This window comes from Marinospirillum sp., from assembly GCF_044810985.1.
In the GTDB taxonomy this organism is placed as follows: Bacteria; Pseudomonadota; Gammaproteobacteria; order Pseudomonadales; family Halomonadaceae; genus Marinospirillum.
In genome coordinates this window covers 2,102,270-2,118,230 of record NZ_CP085242.1, presented here as the reverse complement: position 1 = coordinate 2,118,230, position 15,961 = coordinate 2,102,270, and the positions used below count along the sequence as shown (strand labels likewise).

General features: G+C 53.2%; 17 protein-coding genes. 8 read left to right on the top strand and 9 right to left on the bottom strand.

The genetic code is table 11. The features are described 5' to 3' along the window. Window positions 1-91: 91 nt before the first annotated feature. Window positions 92-1,228 carry a molecular chaperone DnaJ gene (dnaJ, locus tag LG323_RS09925; protein WP_310696008.1) on the top strand — a complete coding sequence of 379 codons (1,137 nt, stop codon included), beginning with the start codon at window positions 92-94 and terminating at the stop codon, window positions 1,226-1,228. 76 nt (window positions 1,229-1,304) lie between these two features. On the opposite strand, the gene LG323_RS09920 is transcribed toward dnaJ, so the two are convergent. Further along, window positions 1,305-2,003, bottom strand: coding sequence for an FKBP-type peptidyl-prolyl cis-trans isomerase (locus LG323_RS09920; protein ID WP_404415542.1), 699 nt, complete (start codon window positions 2,001-2,003; stop codon window positions 1,305-1,307). 63 nt (window positions 2,004-2,066) lie between these two features. Then, on the bottom strand, window positions 2,067-2,633 hold the full coding sequence (locus tag LG323_RS09915) for a TIGR02444 family protein (RefSeq protein WP_310696006.1): 567 nt from the start codon (window positions 2,631-2,633) through the stop codon (window positions 2,067-2,069). Between the two features lie 44 nt (window positions 2,634-2,677). Here LG323_RS09915 and LG323_RS09910 point away from each other — a divergent pair, with 44 nt between their 5' ends. Beyond that, window positions 2,678-4,600, top strand: coding sequence for an ATP-binding cassette domain-containing protein (locus LG323_RS09910; RefSeq protein WP_404415538.1), 1,923 nt, complete (start codon window positions 2,678-2,680; stop codon window positions 4,598-4,600). Between the two features lie 9 nt (window positions 4,601-4,609). Here the strand turns inward: LG323_RS09910 and LG323_RS09905 are convergent, their stop codons facing one another. Further along, window positions 4,610-5,386, bottom strand: coding sequence for an SDR family oxidoreductase (locus LG323_RS09905; RefSeq protein WP_404415536.1), 777 nt, complete (start codon window positions 5,384-5,386; stop codon window positions 4,610-4,612). A 20-nt stretch (window positions 5,387-5,406) separates the two neighbouring features. After that, entirely contained in the window at window positions 5,407-5,850 is a 444-nt protein-coding gene (dtd, locus tag LG323_RS09900; protein WP_404415533.1) for a D-aminoacyl-tRNA deacylase, read from the bottom strand. A 169-nt stretch (window positions 5,851-6,019) separates the two neighbouring features. Between dtd and dctP the strand changes: the two genes are divergently transcribed. The 5 genes from dctP to LG323_RS09875 all read left to right on the top strand — a co-directional run bounded on the left by dctP (window position 6,020) and on the right by LG323_RS09875 (window position 11,304). Further along, complete coding sequence (gene dctP, locus LG323_RS09895) at window positions 6,020-7,084, top strand: TRAP transporter substrate-binding protein DctP (protein ID WP_404415530.1); 1,065 nt, start codon at window positions 6,020-6,022, stop codon at window positions 7,082-7,084. A gap of 59 nt (window positions 7,085-7,143) precedes the next feature. Beyond that, a complete protein-coding gene (locus LG323_RS09890; protein WP_310696002.1) occupies window positions 7,144-7,719 on the top strand; it encodes a TRAP transporter small permease in 576 nt (191 codons plus the stop codon). A 2-nt stretch (window positions 7,720-7,721) separates the two neighbouring features. After that, the gene (locus LG323_RS09885; RefSeq protein ID WP_404415526.1) at window positions 7,722-9,008 is read left to right on the top strand and encodes a TRAP transporter large permease; all 1,287 of its coding nucleotides are present in this window, start codon (window positions 7,722-7,724) and stop codon (window positions 9,006-9,008) included. A 47-nt stretch (window positions 9,009-9,055) separates the two neighbouring features. Next, entirely contained in the window at window positions 9,056-9,496 is a 441-nt protein-coding gene (locus LG323_RS09880) for a universal stress protein (RefSeq protein ID WP_404415523.1), read from the top strand. A gap of 95 nt (window positions 9,497-9,591) precedes the next feature. Beyond that, complete coding sequence (locus LG323_RS09875) at window positions 9,592-11,304, top strand: potassium/proton antiporter (RefSeq protein ID WP_404415520.1); 1,713 nt, start codon at window positions 9,592-9,594, stop codon at window positions 11,302-11,304. Here LG323_RS09875 and LG323_RS09870 read toward each other — a convergent pair. The 3 genes from LG323_RS09870 to LG323_RS09860 all read right to left on the bottom strand — a co-directional run bounded on the left by LG323_RS09870 (window position 11,301) and on the right by LG323_RS09860 (window position 13,587). Beyond that, window positions 11,301-12,182, bottom strand: a complete 882-nt coding sequence (locus LG323_RS09870) for a hypothetical protein (RefSeq protein WP_404415517.1) — start codon at window positions 12,180-12,182, stop codon at window positions 11,301-11,303. The two genes, LG323_RS09875 and LG323_RS09870, sit on opposite strands and share 4 nt — an antisense overlap. A gap of 126 nt (window positions 12,183-12,308) precedes the next feature. Continuing rightward, the gene (locus tag LG323_RS09865) at window positions 12,309-12,920 is read right to left on the bottom strand and encodes a thiol:disulfide interchange protein DsbA/DsbL (protein ID WP_404415514.1); all 612 of its coding nucleotides are present in this window, start codon (window positions 12,918-12,920) and stop codon (window positions 12,309-12,311) included. A 55-nt stretch (window positions 12,921-12,975) separates the two neighbouring features. Continuing rightward, on the bottom strand, window positions 12,976-13,587 hold the full coding sequence (locus LG323_RS09860; protein ID WP_404415511.1) for a c-type cytochrome: 612 nt from the start codon (window positions 13,585-13,587) through the stop codon (window positions 12,976-12,978). Window positions 13,588-13,796: 209 nt separating this feature from the next. Here LG323_RS09860 and yihA point away from each other — a divergent pair, with 209 nt between their 5' ends. Further along, window positions 13,797-14,522, top strand: a complete 726-nt coding sequence (yihA, locus tag LG323_RS09855; RefSeq protein WP_404415508.1) for a ribosome biogenesis GTP-binding protein YihA/YsxC — start codon at window positions 13,797-13,799, stop codon at window positions 14,520-14,522. On the opposite strand, the gene LG323_RS09850 is transcribed toward yihA, so the two are convergent. After that, window positions 14,464-15,129, bottom strand: coding sequence for a DUF484 family protein (locus LG323_RS09850; protein WP_404415505.1), 666 nt, complete (start codon window positions 15,127-15,129; stop codon window positions 14,464-14,466). The genes yihA and LG323_RS09850 overlap by 59 nt on opposite strands. Beyond that, on the bottom strand, window positions 15,126-15,956 hold the full coding sequence (dapF, locus tag LG323_RS09845; RefSeq protein WP_310695993.1) for a diaminopimelate epimerase: 831 nt from the start codon (window positions 15,954-15,956) through the stop codon (window positions 15,126-15,128). The genes LG323_RS09850 and dapF overlap by 4 nt, the downstream gene beginning before the upstream one ends. Window positions 15,957-15,961: the final 5 nt, after the last annotated feature.

Genomic DNA, 15,961 nt, shown 5'->3' with positions numbered 1-15,961 from the left:
TTTAAGCTTCAGCAACCAGCCAACGCGGGACTTAGAGCCCGCGTTGGTTTTTTACCTACGGGCGGACAAAAACGGGCGGTGACTAGAAACCATGGCAAAACGTGATTATTACGAAATCCTGGGGGTCGAACGCGACGCCGACGAAAAGGCCATCAAAAAAGCCTACCGTCGTCTGGCGATGAAATACCACCCGGATCGCAACTCGGATGACCCCGAGGCAGTTGATAAATTCAAAGAAGCAACAGAAGCTTACGAAGTGCTTGCCGACGAAGAGAAGCGAGCCGCTTATGACCGCTTTGGCCATGCCGGTGTCGATCCGCAAATGGGCGGGGGCGCTGGTGGCTTCCAGGGTGGTGCCGGTAACTTCAGCGATATTTTCGGTGATATGTTCGGCGATATCTTCGGTGGCGGCGGCGGTGCTCGCGGCGGTCGGGGTGGTGCCCAGCGCGGTTCGGATCTGCGCTATCAGCTCGACCTGGATCTGGAAGATGCGGTCAGAGGCACTTCGGTCAAGATCAAGGTTCCCACCCTGGAAGAATGCGGTGCCTGCAGCGGCAGCGGTTCAGAGGATGGCAAGGCGGAAACCTGCGGTACCTGTAACGGTATGGGTCAGGTACGCATGCAGCAGGGCTTTTTTGCCATTCAGCAAACCTGCCCGACCTGTCATGGTGCTGGCCAGGTGATCAAGAACCCCTGCAAGAAATGCCATGGTGAAGGTCGGGTTCAGAACTCCAAGACCCTGGAAGTCAAAATTCCTGCCGGTGTTGATACCGGGGATCGGATTCGTCTCTCCGGTGAAGGTGAAGCCGGTCGCATGGGTGGCCCGGCAGGCGACCTGTATGTCCAGGTCAATGTTCGCCCTCATCCCATTTTTGAGCGCGACGGTGCCAACCTTTACTGCGAAGTGCCGGTCAGCTTCGTGGATGCCACTCTGGGTGGGGAGTTGGATGTTCCCACTCTGGATGGACGCGTGAAACTGAAGATTCCTGCAGAAACCCAGACCGGCAAACTTTTTCGTTTGCGGGGCAAGGGGGTCAAACCGGTTCGAGGCGGCCCCAGAGGCGACCTTTTGTGTCGGGTGGTTCTGGAAACACCGGTAAATCTGAGCGAATCGCAAAAAGATTTGCTGCGTGAATTCCATGAAGGGACTCAGGCTGAGAAACACTCACCCAAGAAAAACAACTGGTTTGATGGCGTGAAGAAGTTTTTTGAGGATATGAAGCCCTGAATCCGGCTTAGACTTCAAACAAAACCCCCCGGTTGCTGGCAACCGGGGGGTTTTTTAGGTCGATCCTAAGTCAGGTCTACTCCTGAATTTCCTGGAGTTCAACCTTGAAAATCAGGGTTTCATTGGGGCCAATGGCACCACCGGCACCCGCCTTCCCATAGGCCAGGTCGGCTGGAATGTAGAGTTCCCATTCACTGCCTTCAGGCATCAGCTGCAAAGCTTCCTGCCAGCCCTGAATGACCTGGTTGACCTGGAAGCTGACGGGTTCACCCCGCTCATAAGAGCTGTCAAAAACAGTGCCATCAATCAAGGAGCCTTCATAGTGTACCTTGACGGTAGAATCGGCGGATGGCTTGTCACCTTCACCTTGAGAAATCACCTTGTACTGCAGGCCACTCTCGGTTTCTTCAATACCGTCTTTTTCGGCGTTCTCTTTCAGAAAGGTTTGCCCTTTGGCGAGATTTTCGCTGGCGCTGGCTTCAGATTCCTGTTCAGCCTGCTGCATGAGTTGCTGTTGCAGGTTTTCCAGAACGCCGGCAATTTCTTCGTCATCCAGTTGCGGCTCTTTGCCTGCATAGATGTCCTCTAAAGCTTCGGTGAAGCTGTCAATATCCAGATCACGAACATCCTGTTGCAATTGACGCCCTACCATGATGCCCAGGCTGTAGCCAATGCGCTCTTCTTCTGTGCTTGGAGCCGCCATCAGGGTGGCTGGCACGGCCAGTGTCAGGCTTAGGGAGGTCGCCAGTACAAATTGGCTCAGGGGTTTCAACATGCTTACTCCTTGGTAGGTCATTATTTATGATGATTTTAGGTTATGGAATACTATAGAAGTTCACTATTGACGTAAAAAACGCTTTTCAATTTGTTCACGCAGCTTGATGCAGGCCACTTCCACCTCCTGCTCTTCCAGCATAACGGCGAGCAAGACTTTCAGAGGCTCGTTATCCACCCGCGTGGGGTCATCAATGCAGTAGGTCAGATTTTCAATCAGTGCGGCTTGCCGATCCTCACAAGGGATCAGGCCTTTGCGTTCCTGATAATAATAATAAAGCACCGCCTGTTCCTGCTGTTCAGCCAGAAGCTCGGCCTTGACGATGTGCTCACGCATTTGATGCAAGGGACCGTTTTCATGCCGGTCGGCCCTCTCTGCGAGCAGTTTAAGTTCACTTCTCTGGCGGCGCAAAGGCAGGGTGTAATCCTGGTGCCAGTTTTCCAGCTGCTGGAAGGCCTGCTGCCAGTCGGGGCTGAAGCGCAGTTGCTGCCGGGAAACCCAGAGAGCAAAGAAAATCAGGTTGATGTTGGCACCGCTTTCATCTTGCAGCTGAAGGCAGGCGGCTTTTATACGCTGGAGTTGATAGAGACTCAGCGAAAAGCGCCAGAAAGGGTTATCATGCAGCAGCATTTTTCAGTCCTTCCAGAGGAACGTCAATCGGGAGCAGTAAATTTATGATGACATTTCGCAATTTAACCCTTCAACGTGGCCAACTTCGGCTGTTGGAAGATGCCAGCGTCAGCTTGCACTCGGGCTGGAAGGTGGGTCTGACCGGGGCTAATGGTGCGGGCAAGTCATCATTATTCAAGCTCTTATTAGGTCAACTTACCCCAGAAGGGGGTGAGCTGCAAATGTCCGGTTATGATCGCATTGCCCACCTGGAGCAGGAAATCACGGAATTGACCCAGCCGGCTCTGGATTACGTCCTCGACGGTCACCAGGAGTTAAAACAGGTTGAGCTGGGCCTGCAGAAAGCCGAAGCAGAAGGTGACAACCATCGCCTGGCAGAATTGCATGGCGAATATGATCTTTTACAGGGTTACTCCAAAAAAGCCGAAGCAGAGCAACTGCTGGCAGGCCTGGGGTTTGCAGAAGAGACTTTTTATAACCCGGTGAACAGCTTTTCCGGGGGCTGGCGCATTCGTTTGAATCTGGCTCGCACCCTCTTTATGCCCTCGGATCTGTTGCTTCTGGATGAGCCCACCAACCACCTGGATCTGGATGCCACCCTCTGGCTGGAAGGCTGGCTGAGAAATTACCCCGGCACCCTGCTTTTGATCTCCCACGACCGGGATTTTCTGGATCGGGTTGTGACTCACCTGCTGCACCTGGAGCAGCGTCAGCTCAATCTCTACAAGGGTGGTTATTCGGCGTTTGAAAGACAGCGTGCTGAACGCCTGGCCCAGCAGCAATCCATGTTCGAAAAGCAGCAGCGTGAAGTCGCGCACATGGAAGACTTTATCCGCCGTTTCAAAGCCAAGGCCACCAAGGCCAAACAGGCGCAAAGCCGAATCAAGGCTCTGGAGCGTATGGAAAAAATTGCCCCGGCGCATGTGGATTCCCCTTTTCATTTCAGCTTTCCCGAAGCCGATAAAACCTCTGATCCCCTGCTGGTGATGCGTGAAGGGCAGCTGGGCTATTCCGGTGACCCGGTTTTAAGTGATGTGGGCTTCACCCTGCATCCTGATCAGCGTATCGGTCTCTTGGGCCCCAATGGGGCCGGTAAATCCACCCTGATTAAAAGTCTGGTGGGTGATCTGCCCCTGGTCAGTGGTCAGCGCGTGGAAGGGGAACACCTCTATATTGGTTATTTTGCCCAGCATCAACTGGAAGCTCTGGACACCCAGGCCTCACCCCTGTTGCACCTGCAGCGTTTGTCGCCCAAGGCCAGGGAGCAGGAGCTGCGCAATTTTCTGGGTGGTTTCGGTTTCAATGGTGATGAGGCGCTGGCCAGCGTGGGGCGTTTTTCCGGCGGTGAAAAAGCACGGCTGGCCCTGGCGATCATTGCCTGGCACAAGCCCAATCTGCTGCTTCTGGATGAGCCGACCAACCACCTGGATCTGGAAATGCGCCATGCTCTGACCCTGGCCTTGCAGGCTTTTTCCGGGGCTGTGCTGGTGGTTTCGCATGATCGTCATCTTTTGAAGAATACTGTGGATGATTTCTGGCTGATTGCGGATGGCCGAGTGGAAGAGTTTGATGGTGATCTGGATGCCTACGCCCGTTGGCTGAAAGATCGTCAGGCCAACCTGCGCAAGGAAGAAAAAGACGAGAAAAAAGAGCCCCAGCCTGTTGCTGCCCCAGTAAACAAGAAGCTGGATCGCAAGGAAGCCGCCCGCCTGAGAGAGCAGCTGAAACCTCTGAAAAAACAAATCAACCAGCTGGAGGGCAAGCTGGAAAAGGCACGTCAGGCGCTGGAAAAAACCGAACAAGCTCTGGCTGATGCTGAACTTTACAGTGACTCCAGTCGCAAGGAAGAACTGCAAAGCCTGCTGAAAGACCAGGGCAGTCAGCAGCAGGCTTTGGATGAGCTGGAAATGCAGTGGCTGGAAGCCAGCGAAGAGCTGGATGAGAAAACCGCAGAGCTGGGTCTTTAATCAGGCTTGTCAGTCAGCTTTGTAAACCATCTTGCGGCTCATGCCTCCATCGACCACAAAGTTTTGCCCCGTGACAAAGCCAGCCAGGTCGGAGGCCAGCCAGAGCACCAGGCCGGCAATATCGTCGGGTTTGCCGATGCGCCCGACCGGGTGTTGCTCATGATCCTCATCGGAATGAAAAGGCTGGAAGCTGGAACTGGTTTTTTGCCAGTCACCCACTTCAATCCAGCCGGGGCTGATGGAGTTGACCCTGACATCAGGCCCCAGGCTCATGGCCAGGGCATGGGTCAGGGCCAGCACACCCCCCTTACTGGCTGAGTAAGCCTCGGTATCCGGTTCCGACTGCAAGGCACGGGTTGAAGCCAGATTGATGATGCTGCCCTGGGTTTCTCGCAACTGGTTGGCAGCATGCTTGCAGCACAGAAATACACCCGTGAGATTGACATCCAGATAGCGTTGCCAGGTGGATAAATCCAGATCTTCCAGAGCACCGGTGAAGGGGCTGGAGAGTCCGGCATTGTTGACCAGTAAGGAAATGGGCCCCAGCTCTTCCTGCGTTGCCTGCATCAGTTGGCGAACCTGGTCTTCCTGGGAAATATCGACGGGCTGAAAAGCCACTTTGCCCAGACTGTCATACCTGTGGATGCATTCGGTACCCGCCTCACCATCGATATCCGCCATCATGACCTGCCAGCCCTGCTGCAACAGAGCACCGGTAATGGCACGTCCAATACCCTGGGCCCCGCCGGTCACCAGAGCAACGGGTTTGCGCTTGGCATCGCTCAAGATGTTTTCTCCTCAAGATTTCAGCTGTTGATTTCCAGCATAAAAGTTACCGGGCCATCATTCACCAGCTCCACCTGCATATTGGCGGCAAATTGACCACTGGCCACCCTGGCAAGACGTCGACGCGCAGAGTCCAGAAAATGATTATAGAGTAATTCACCCTGATCGGGAGTGGCTGCCGATGAAAAACTGGGTCTCAGGCCCTTTCGGGTGCTGGCCGATAGAGTGAACTGGGAGACAATCAACAGCTCACCCTGAATAGCCTCAAGACTCAGATTCATTTTATCCTGTTCGTCAGCAAATACACGATAGCCGAGGAGCTTATCCAGTAATTTATCAGCCACTTCTGGGGTGTCCGGTTTATCCACCCCCAGAAAAACCAGCAGACCCGGGCCAATTTCTCCGACCACTTGTTCATCCACCCTTACCCTTGCATGTTTGACGCGCTGCAGCAAAGCTTTCATGAATTTGCCTCTTAAAAAAATACAAATATGCTTTTATTGGCATAATAAAAAATAATCAAAAGCCTTGATATCTATAATTTCCTTTGCCATTCTGAAATGACTGAGAAAAGTGTAAGACCCCTGGCCGGGATGTTTTACTCGGCTGAACCAAGCAACGAGGATAACAGCAATGATGTTGAAAAAAGTGCTAGGCACGGCAGTTGCCGGTGTTTTGATGGCCTCAATGGTCGGTTGCGGCAGTGATTCGGAAGAAGCCAACTCCACTAGTAATGCAGCTGCGGAGCCCGAAGGTCAAAACTGGCGCTATGCCCACGAAGAATATGAAGGCGATGTACAGGATGTATTTGCGCATAAATTCAAGGAATATATTGAAGACAACTCTGCTCATACCCTGGAAGTTTTCCGCTTTGGCGAGCTGGGTGAATCGGATGACATCATGGAACAAACCCAGGAAGGCATTCTGCAGTTTGTGAACCAGTCTCCCGGCTTTACCGGCTCCCTGATCCCTGAAGCCCAGATCTTTTTCGTACCCTACCTCTTGCCAACCGATGAAGAAACTGTCATTGAGTTCTTCAGATCCAGCAAGGCCATCAATGAAATGTTCCCCGAGCTCTATGCTGAACAGGGCCTGGAACTGCTGAAGATGTACCCTGAAGGTGAAATGGTGGTGACTGCGGATGAACCCGTGCGCACACCCGAAGATTTTGACGGCAAGAAAATCCGCACCATGACCAATCCGCTTCTTTCTGAAACCTATGAAGCCTTTGGTGCCACACCCACTCCTTTGCCCTGGGGTGAAGTCTATGGAGCCCTGCAGACCAATATCATCCAGGGTCAGGAAAACCCCATCTTCTGGATTGAGTCCGGTGGTCTTTATGAAGTTTCTCCCAACCTGATCTACACCGGTCACGGCTGGTTCACCACGGCCACCATGGCCAACCAGGAATTCTATGAAGGCCTTTCCGAGGAAGACCAGCAACTGGTGCAAGAAGCTGCTGATTATGCTTTTGAGGAAATCATTGAACACATCAGAGGCCTGAGTGAAGAAAAACTCAAAGAAATCCAGGAAGCCAGTGATGAAGTCACGGTGACCCGCCTGACTGAAGAAGAGCGCCAGGCTTTCATGGATCGTGCCCCTCAGGTAGAAGAGGAATTCATTGAAATGACCGGTGAAAGCGGTAAAGAGCTGCTGGAGCAGTTCAAAGCTGATCTGGAAGCTGTATCCGGCGAATAAACGCAGGACAGTGATTCTTTCAAGGCCAGGGAAGGCCTGTCACAGAGGAGAAAACAAGTATGCAGGATGATCTTCCTTCCTCCAGCGAGTCTGCCCTGCCCGGTTTTCTAGGCAAGATTGATAATGGTATTAGCAAGGTGGAGGCCGTGATCCTGGCTTTGGGTGTGCTGCTGATGGCTGTTAATACCACTGCCAATGTTGTGGGACGCTTTGTGTTTGGGGAAAGTCTGCATTTTTCCGGGGAGCTGAACCGGATTCTGATTGTGATGATCACCTTTGCCGGTATTGGTTACGCTGCCCGGCATGGGCGCCATATCCGCATGTCGGCCCTGTATGATGCCTTCCCGACAGAAGTGCGTCGTTATCTGATGATTTTCATGGCTTTTTTCACTTCTGCAGTGATGTTGTTTCTGACCTGGTTTGCCGTGGAATATATCTACAGCATTTATGATCGTGGGCGGATTCTGCCGACCCTGGGCCTGCCGCTTTTCTGGATCTATATCTGGGTGCCCATAGGGCTGGTGGTCACTGCCATCCAGTACTTTATGACCGGCATCAAGAATATCTTCTCGCGTGATGTCTACCTGTCCACCAGTGTACTGGATGGTTACGAAGAAACTGAGACCGAGGTATAACAATGGGAATGATCATGTTTGCAGCCATGGTGCTGCTGTTGATGCTGGGTTTTCCAATGATGATTCCCCTGACCATCGGTGCTTTGATTGGTTTTTTTATGATGTTCGATGGTTTCGGGCAGATGGATACCTTTATCCAGCAGATGTTGGGTGGTATACGTCCGGCAGCCCTGATTGCTGTTCCCATGTTCATCCTGGCTGCAGATATCATGACCCGGGGTCAGTCAGCGAATCGCCTGATTAATATGGTGATGGCGTTTATCGGGCACATTAAAGGTGGCTTGGCTGTCAGTACGGCGGCCTCCTGTACGCTTTTTGGTGCTGTTTCGGGTTCGACCCAGGCAACGGTGGTTGCTGTGGGTTCGCCACTGCGTCCCAAGATGCTCGAAGCCGGTTATAAAGACTCTTTTGCCCTGGCGTTGATTATCAATTCCAGTGACATTGCTTTCCTGATACCTCCCAGTATCGGCATGATTATCTATGGGGTTATTTCCGGTACTTCCATTGGCGAATTATTTATCGCCGGTATTGGTCCGGGTCTTCTGATTCTTACCCTCTTTTCCCTCTATTGCATTGCCTATGCCTATATCAACAAGGTGCCCACTGAGCCCAAATCTACCTGGAAAGAACGTTTGAATTCTGTTCAGCAGGCGCTCTGGCCGCTGGGCTTTCCGGTTATTATTGTTGGCGGTATCTACGGTGGTATTTTCAGCCCCACCGAGGCGGCAGCCGTTTGTGTACTCTATGCAGTGCTGCTGGAGTTTGTGGTCTTCCGCTCGTTAAAAATGGCGGATATCTACCGAATTGCCAAGTCAACCGGCTTGATAACTGCTGTGGTCTTTATTCTGGTGGCTGTGGGCAATGGTTTTTCCTGGATTATTTCCTTTGCCCAGATTCCCCAGGCCGTTCTGGGTGCGGTAGGCATCAGTGAAATGAACGGGGCCGGTGTCTTGATTACCATTGCCGTGGCTTTTTTCATTGCCTGTATGTTTGTTGACCCTATTGTGGTTATTCTGGTTCTGACGCCTATTTTCACTCCGGCGATAGCCGCTACAGGTCTGGATCCGGTGCTGGTCGGGGTGTTGATTACCCTGATGGTTGCCGTGGGCTCGGCCACACCACCTTTTGGCTGTGATATTTTCACCGCCATAGCCATCTTCAAACGTCCCTACTGGGAAGTGATCAGGGGCACGCCACCTTTTGTGTTCATGCTGATTATGGCGACAGCCCTGATTATCATCTTCCCCCAGATTGCTTTGTTTTTAAGAGACCTGGCTTATCCGAGCTAGGGGCTGGAAGCGGGTAACCCCCTTTCCTAAATCAAGGAGAGTGAGACATGTTTAAAAAAATACTGGTGCCTGTGGATGGCTCTGAAGGGGCACTGGCTGCTTTGCAAAAAGCCGTGGAGTTGCAAAAACTGACGGGTGCCGAGCTTTTGCTCTTGTGCGTTTATAAACACCACAGCCTGTTTGAAGCCTCTCTTTCCATGGTGCGGCCGGAGAACATCCAGATTCCTGACAGTGCCTTGCAGGAATATGCCAAGCAGGTGGCGGAACACGCCAAGCTGCTCGCCAAGGATCAGGGCTCAGAAAATGTTCGGGCCTTCGTCAAGGGTGGCCGCCCCTCCAAGGCCATCGTGAAGTTTGCCAAAAACAAGGATGTTGATCTGATTGTCATGGGCTCACGCGGCACCAATGGCGATGTGGAAGGTTATTTTCTGGGCAGTGTTTCCCAGAAAGTGGCCAGTCATGCCAAATGCCCCACTCTGGTTGTTTAATACCACACCAGGATGTGCCCCCGTAAACCCACTGCTTTACCAGGATGCTTTTATGCGAGAATAGAAGCATCCTGGTCACCTGATGAACTGCCTCTGTGGATAATATAAATTCAATCTTTCTGATCGCCTCGGCACTCCTGTGTCTGAGTATCCTTGCCAGTGTGATTTCGGCACGGGTGGGCATGCCTTTGCTGTTTGTTTTTTTGGGTATCGGCATGCTGGCCGGTGAAGATGGCTTGGGCGGTCTGGATTTTGCCAATTTTGAGGTGGCTTACACGATTGGTCATCTGGCCCTGGCGATTATTCTGCTGGATGGTGGGATGCGAACCCGGATGAAAACCTTTCGGGTGGGTTTGCGTCCCGCCTTGTCTCTGGCCACCCTGGGTGTGGTGGTTACCAGCAGCCTGACGGGGCTGCTGGCGATGTTGCTGTTTGATCTCTCCCTGCTTCAGGGCCTGCTGGTGGGAGCCATCGTCGGGTCTACGGATGCTGCAGCGGTTTTTTCCATGCTGGGTGGCAAGGGGGTACACCTGAACGAAAGGGTGAGTGCCACCCTGGAAATCGAGTCCGGCACCAATGATCCCATGGCGATTTTCCTGACCATCACCCTGATCACGCTGCTGACCCAGGATACGGCCACTCCCTGGGATGCTGTCTGGTTGTTTATCAAACAGTTTGGTTTGGGACTGCCTCTGGGTCTGGCTGCAGGCTGGCTTTTTTCGCGCATCCTGAAGGGCGTCAGTTTGCCGACAGGGCTTTACCCCCTGTTGGTCACGGGTGGTGGTTTGGGGTTATTTGCGGCCACCAACCTCTTGGGTGGAAGTGGCTTTCTGGCGATTTATCTTGCTGGTGTCCTGCTGGGCAACAGTCGCAGTCCTCAGTTGCAGCACATCCTCCCGGTACACGATGGGCTGGCCTGGCTCAGTCAGATCGGTCTCTTCCTGATTCTGGGCTTGTTGGTGACGCCTCATGAAATGCTGGCCATAGCCTTTCCTGCAACCCTGCTGGCACTGGGCCTGATATTTATCGCCCGACCCCTGGCTGTGCTCTTGTGCCTGCTGCCATTTTTCAAATTTAATATCCGGGAGCTGGGATTCATTTCCTGGGTGGGGCTGAGGGGTGCGGTTCCTATCGTTCTGGCTATTTTCCCGGTGATTGCCGGCACTGAAAATGCCGCTCTTTACTTCAACATTGCCTTTCACGTCGTGCTTATTTCCCTGTTCATCCAGGGTGCCAGCCTGCCGTGGATGGCCAAGCGCCTGAAAGTTGAGGTGCCACCGGAATTTGCCCCCAAACAGCGCAGTCTGCTGGGCATTTTCCCGGAAGATGATTACGAAGCCTTTGTATACAGAGTGAAGAGCGAAACCCTCGAAGGGGTGGAGTTAAGGCGTTTGCGGTTTCCATCCGGGGCAAGAATAGGGGCGCTTTTTCGTGACAAGCAGCTGATCCATCCTTCGGGTAGTACGCAATTACAACAGGGGGATCTGCTTTGCATTATTGGCCGCGATGCCGACCTGCCGGTATTCAATAAAATGTTCAATGAGGAACCGGCACCGAAAAAAGAAAAAGCACGCAGCTTCTTTGGTGACTTTACCCTGGATGGCAGTGCTCCGCTTCGGGATGTGGCAGATCTTTACGGTCTAACCATCAGCGCGGATCAGGCTGAGTTGTCGCTGGGTGAGTTTCTGACCCGCCGCTTTGGCGGCCACCCGGTCGTGGGTGACCAGATGGACTGGCATGGTATTCACTGGGTGGTGGTCAAGGTTGAGGGCGATACGATCATTAAAGTGGGTTTGAAACCCCTTTAATTTTTGGGCGGGATAAGGGAGGGGTTATCCTGACTGGCCGCTTGTTTTTCCTGCTCTGCTGGCTCTTCAGGCTCATTTTTCTGTTCTTCATGTTCCTGGGCCTGCTCTTCCAGCACATCGGGATCAAAGTCCATGGATTGCACAAAAGCGTCCTCTTTCTCTTTTTGCAGCAGCTCCTGATATGCCTTCAGTGCTTCAACCATAAACTCATAGTAGCTTTTGGTGTCCTGAAGGGTGCGTAGGTTGGCCAGGAGAGTGTGCTCTTTGGACATCAGTGCCAGACGCTTGAAACGGCGTGTACCCAGTCGGGGGTTGAACTCCACCAGAGGGTAAATGCGGTGGATGTAGCCCAGTCGGCCTTCAATATTGCGAATGTATTCAATCAATTCACGCTTGAGTTTTTTGCGCTGGTTGACCAGCATGGGGTAGCGATTCAGGGAGGGAAAATAGGACATCATCCCTGCGCCATGAGTAAGCCAGAGGACAAAAGCAATACCCCCGGCAATGCCGCCCACCCAGGGACTGGTGAGGCTTAACAGGCTGGCCAGGAATAGGAACAGAGCCGAACCCAGTGCAATGAACCAGAGGGTGCGTGCACGCTTGGCAGCGTAGATTTCATGATCCGTCGGGTAATCGACCAGCGAGAGCAGGTCATAATCCATGCCTTCAAGCTCGGCATAAAGGCTGCGTCTTTCTGCTTCCAGCCTTTCTTTCTCGGCCTGCTGGCGCTCATCGATTTTACGCTGGCGCTCTTCTTCTTCCCATTGCTGACGTTCGCGTTCACGCGCAGCACGACTTTCCTTGACTTCTTCTTCGGCGGATTCCTGCCTTGAAGTCATGGATTCAGGTTGTTGAGCCGAACCTGGGGAGGCTGGCATCTGTCCAGGCAAATCGTCTGAGCTATTCACAGTTAAAGCCACTGTGTCCTAATCAAGAGAGATGTAGCCATAATAGAGGCTAGTCGCGTCTTTGTCCGTTTCAACCTGTAACTTGAAGCAGTGGGTTTAACGATTGGCTCTGACCTGGGCAATCAAGTCGTCGGCCACCTTCAGCATATTACCAAGGCTCCCGGCAGAATTGCCGTCCACCACGTACTGCCCATCAATAACCAGGGCAGGGACGCCGGTTACTTTGTAGTTGCGAAGACGCGCTGTATCCTGCTTGACCCGGCTTTCAACACCAAAGCTGGAATAGAGCTGATCAACTTCTTCCCCGGACACGCCGAAGTCAGCAAAAAAGTTGCGCAAAGCACGTTCGCTGCCCAGATTGGCGTTGTCCTGATGAATTCGGTCAAAAAGTGCCATATGCGCCTGCTCGGTCATATCCAGAGCATCCAGGATGTAGTAGGCCCGTGCCAGGTGCTCCCACTGGGCATTGAAGGCCGCAGGAAGGTGAACCACTTCCACGTCATCCGGCAGGCTTTCAGACCAGGTTTGCAACTGAGGTTCCAGCTGGTAGCAATAGGGGCAGGTATAGGAAAAAATTGCAGTGACTTCAATTTTATCAGAATTCACCTGAGGCCTGACCCGGTCATCGAGTGTTTTGTAACCATCAGCCAGCAGATTTCCGGAAAGGCTGACCAGAAGCAGCAGCAAGCCGGTACGCAATAGAGTCATAATTTTCTCCTGATGAAACAAAAAGGGGCCAGAGGCCCCTTTGCAATCGATAGCCTCAGCGGTTGGTTCCGTGCAGGCCGAACATGTATTCAGCGACGGCTTCGATTTCTGAGTCCGACATTTTTTCAGCAATGGTACGCATCATGGCGCTGGGGTCATTATCCCTTTCGCCACTGCGGAAGTCATTTAACTGGTTGATGGTGTAGGTGGTGTGCTGGCCGGAGACAGCAGGGAAGGCGGCAGGGCTGTTGCCCTTGCCGTTGGGCATGTGACAGGCGGTACAGGCGGGAATGCCCTTGGCAATGTCACCGGCACGGTAGAGGTCACGGCCCCGCACAGCCAGCTCTTCTTTGGCCTGGCCAACATTGGCAGACTGTTCAGCATAAAAAGCAGCAATATCACGCAGGTCTTCGTCACTCATATCATCAATGATCCCTACCATTTCAGGGACTTCGCGACGGCCATCACGGATATCCAGCATTTGTTTTTCCAGGTAGCTGGCATGCTGCCCGGCCAGGTTGGGCCACTGGCCCACGGAGCTGATGCCGTCATCACCATGACAGGAGGCACAGGTGGCTGCTTTTTCTTCACCGGCTGCAGGATCAGCGGCATGTACGAAACCAGCAGTGCTGATTGCAAGGGTCAAGCCAATTAATAGTTTTTTCATCGTTCGTCCAGTCTCATCATTTGCTAGTCTTGGGAAGCTGCCGCCCGGTGGCTGGCAAAAGACTCCAGCTCTGTTGGTGCTGATCGCACCTACGGACGTCCAGTGATAGACTATCACCGTAAAGTTCCCGCATTATAGCTAAGCCTTGCGCTAACTGGAATGCCAGTCACCTTATCCCTTCTGTTTAATTTGCCTGCAAGTGGTTATTTATGCGCCCAACCAAGAAGAAAAAGCCGCAACAAAAAATTATTTATGAACCTGAGAAGAAAGCCAGGCTTCAGCCGCAGCCTGCACATTTCGCCCAGGCCAGCTTTTTGATCAGTGCCCCCGGCCTGAAAGAATGCCCTCCGGATGAAGGGATAGAGATAGCTTTTGCGGGCCGTTCCAATGCCGGTAAATCAAGTGCGTTAAATTGTCTCACCAGTGCCCGCCTGGCCCGAACCAGTAAAACACCGGGGCGCACCCAGCTGATCAACTTCTTCAGCCTGGACAACCACCGCCGTTTGGTGGATCTGCCGGGCTATGGCTATGCCAAGGTTCCAGATGCCCTGCGCCGCGAATGGGGTAAGCACCTGGGTGCTTACATCAGTGAGCGTCAGTGTCTGCAAGGATTGGTGGTCATGATGGATGTGCGTCACCCGCTTACGGACTTTGATTGCCAGCTTCTGGAAGTGGCCGCCGGTCGCATGCTGCCTGTGCATATCTTATTGACCAAAGCCGACAAGCTGAAGCGGGGTCCAGCCAAAAATCAGTTGATCGCCGTGCGCAAAGAGCTGGAAACCTTGCCGGGCCAGGTTACGGTACAGCTTTTCTCATCCCTGAAGGGAGATGGTCGGGCTGAAGCCTGGTCCCAGCTGGACACCTGGCTGGACTGGTCTAACCCAGTGCTTGTTGAGTCGGAAACCCCCGACGATCCTTCGCCAACAGACGACTGACGATACTGCCGAGGTATTCCACAAACAACGTGTCCTGATGGTAACGAAAGTGCAAGGGGTCGGGGTGAGCCAGAACCATCAGTCCCAGAGGACGGGTATGACTCAGCAGGCAGATGGCGGCTGATTGGGCATCAAAACCCTCCAGACCCAGAATTTCTGTAGTGTCTTCTTCCAGGCTCAGACAGCAGGCCTGCTGCTGGTTGAGCAAAGCCTGCTGCTGCTGCTGGAGTTCTTCACTGGCTCTTTGCAGGCTGTTCAGGTTGGTGTAGCTCCAGAAACGCAGATAAGGCAGCTGAAAGTCTTCGCGGAGTCTTTCCGAGAGAACCGTGACCAGTTCTTCGGCGGTTTCAGTTTCCAGAAGGTTGATCAAGAGTCGCTCGATTCTGCGCAGGCGTTTTTCATTGTCACGGGCATTGGCAAGCAGTTGCTGATAGCGCTCTTCCTGATCGGCCACCTGATGTCGGAGGCGTTGCAACTGGTAGGTCAGCAGCGATTCTGCAGACCCGCAGGGATGCTCCAGCTGCATCTGGCAGAGCAGGTCTTCACGCCCCTGGAAAAAGTCCGGATGGTTCTTGAGCCAGTCGGCAACTGTGTCAGCATCAATCATAAGTAAACCTGTCCTTCAAAGACTTTCTTTACCGGGCCGGTCATCATCACCGGCTGGCCTTCACCCTGCCACTCCAGTTGCAGATGGCCGCCCAGCAGTTGCATATCAACAAAGGCATCCAACCAGCCTTGCAGTCGGCCGCTGACCATGGCGGCACAGGCCCCGGTTCCACAGGCCAGGGTTTCTCCGACCCCTCTTTCAAAAACCCGCAGACGTGCCTGACGGGGATTCTGTACCTGCAAAAAGCCGACATTGACGCGATTGGGGAAACGCGGGTGGTGCTCAATCAGTGGCCCCAGGCGCTCAACTTCGGCGTTATCCACATTTTCAACCCGCAATACAGCGTGAGGGTTGCCCATGGAAACAGCACCAATCAGGTAGTTTTCCTGATCCAACTGCAAAGAATACGCCTTGGCCTGGCGTTCTGCCTGAAAAGGAATTTGCTCCGGCTCCAGGCGCGGCACGCCCATGTTGACCGTAACCTGGCCATCATCCCTGACCTGAAGGGTCAAGGGTCCACCTGCTGTTTCGACTTGCAAAGTGGTTTGGCTGGTCAGTTTGCGATCACGCACAAAAGCAGCAAAGCAGCGGGCACCATTGCCGCAGTTTTCAACTTCGGAGCCATCTGCATTGTAGATGCGATAACGGAAATCAGCATCGGGCCGGGTCGGAGCTTCAACGGTCAGCAACTGGTCAAAGCCAATACCAAAATGACGATCGGCCAGACGGCGGATCTGCTCGGTGCGCAGCCGGGCCCTCTGGCTGATCAGATCAACCATCATGAAATCATTGCCCAGGCCATGCATTTTGGTGAAATGAAGCAACATGGGGT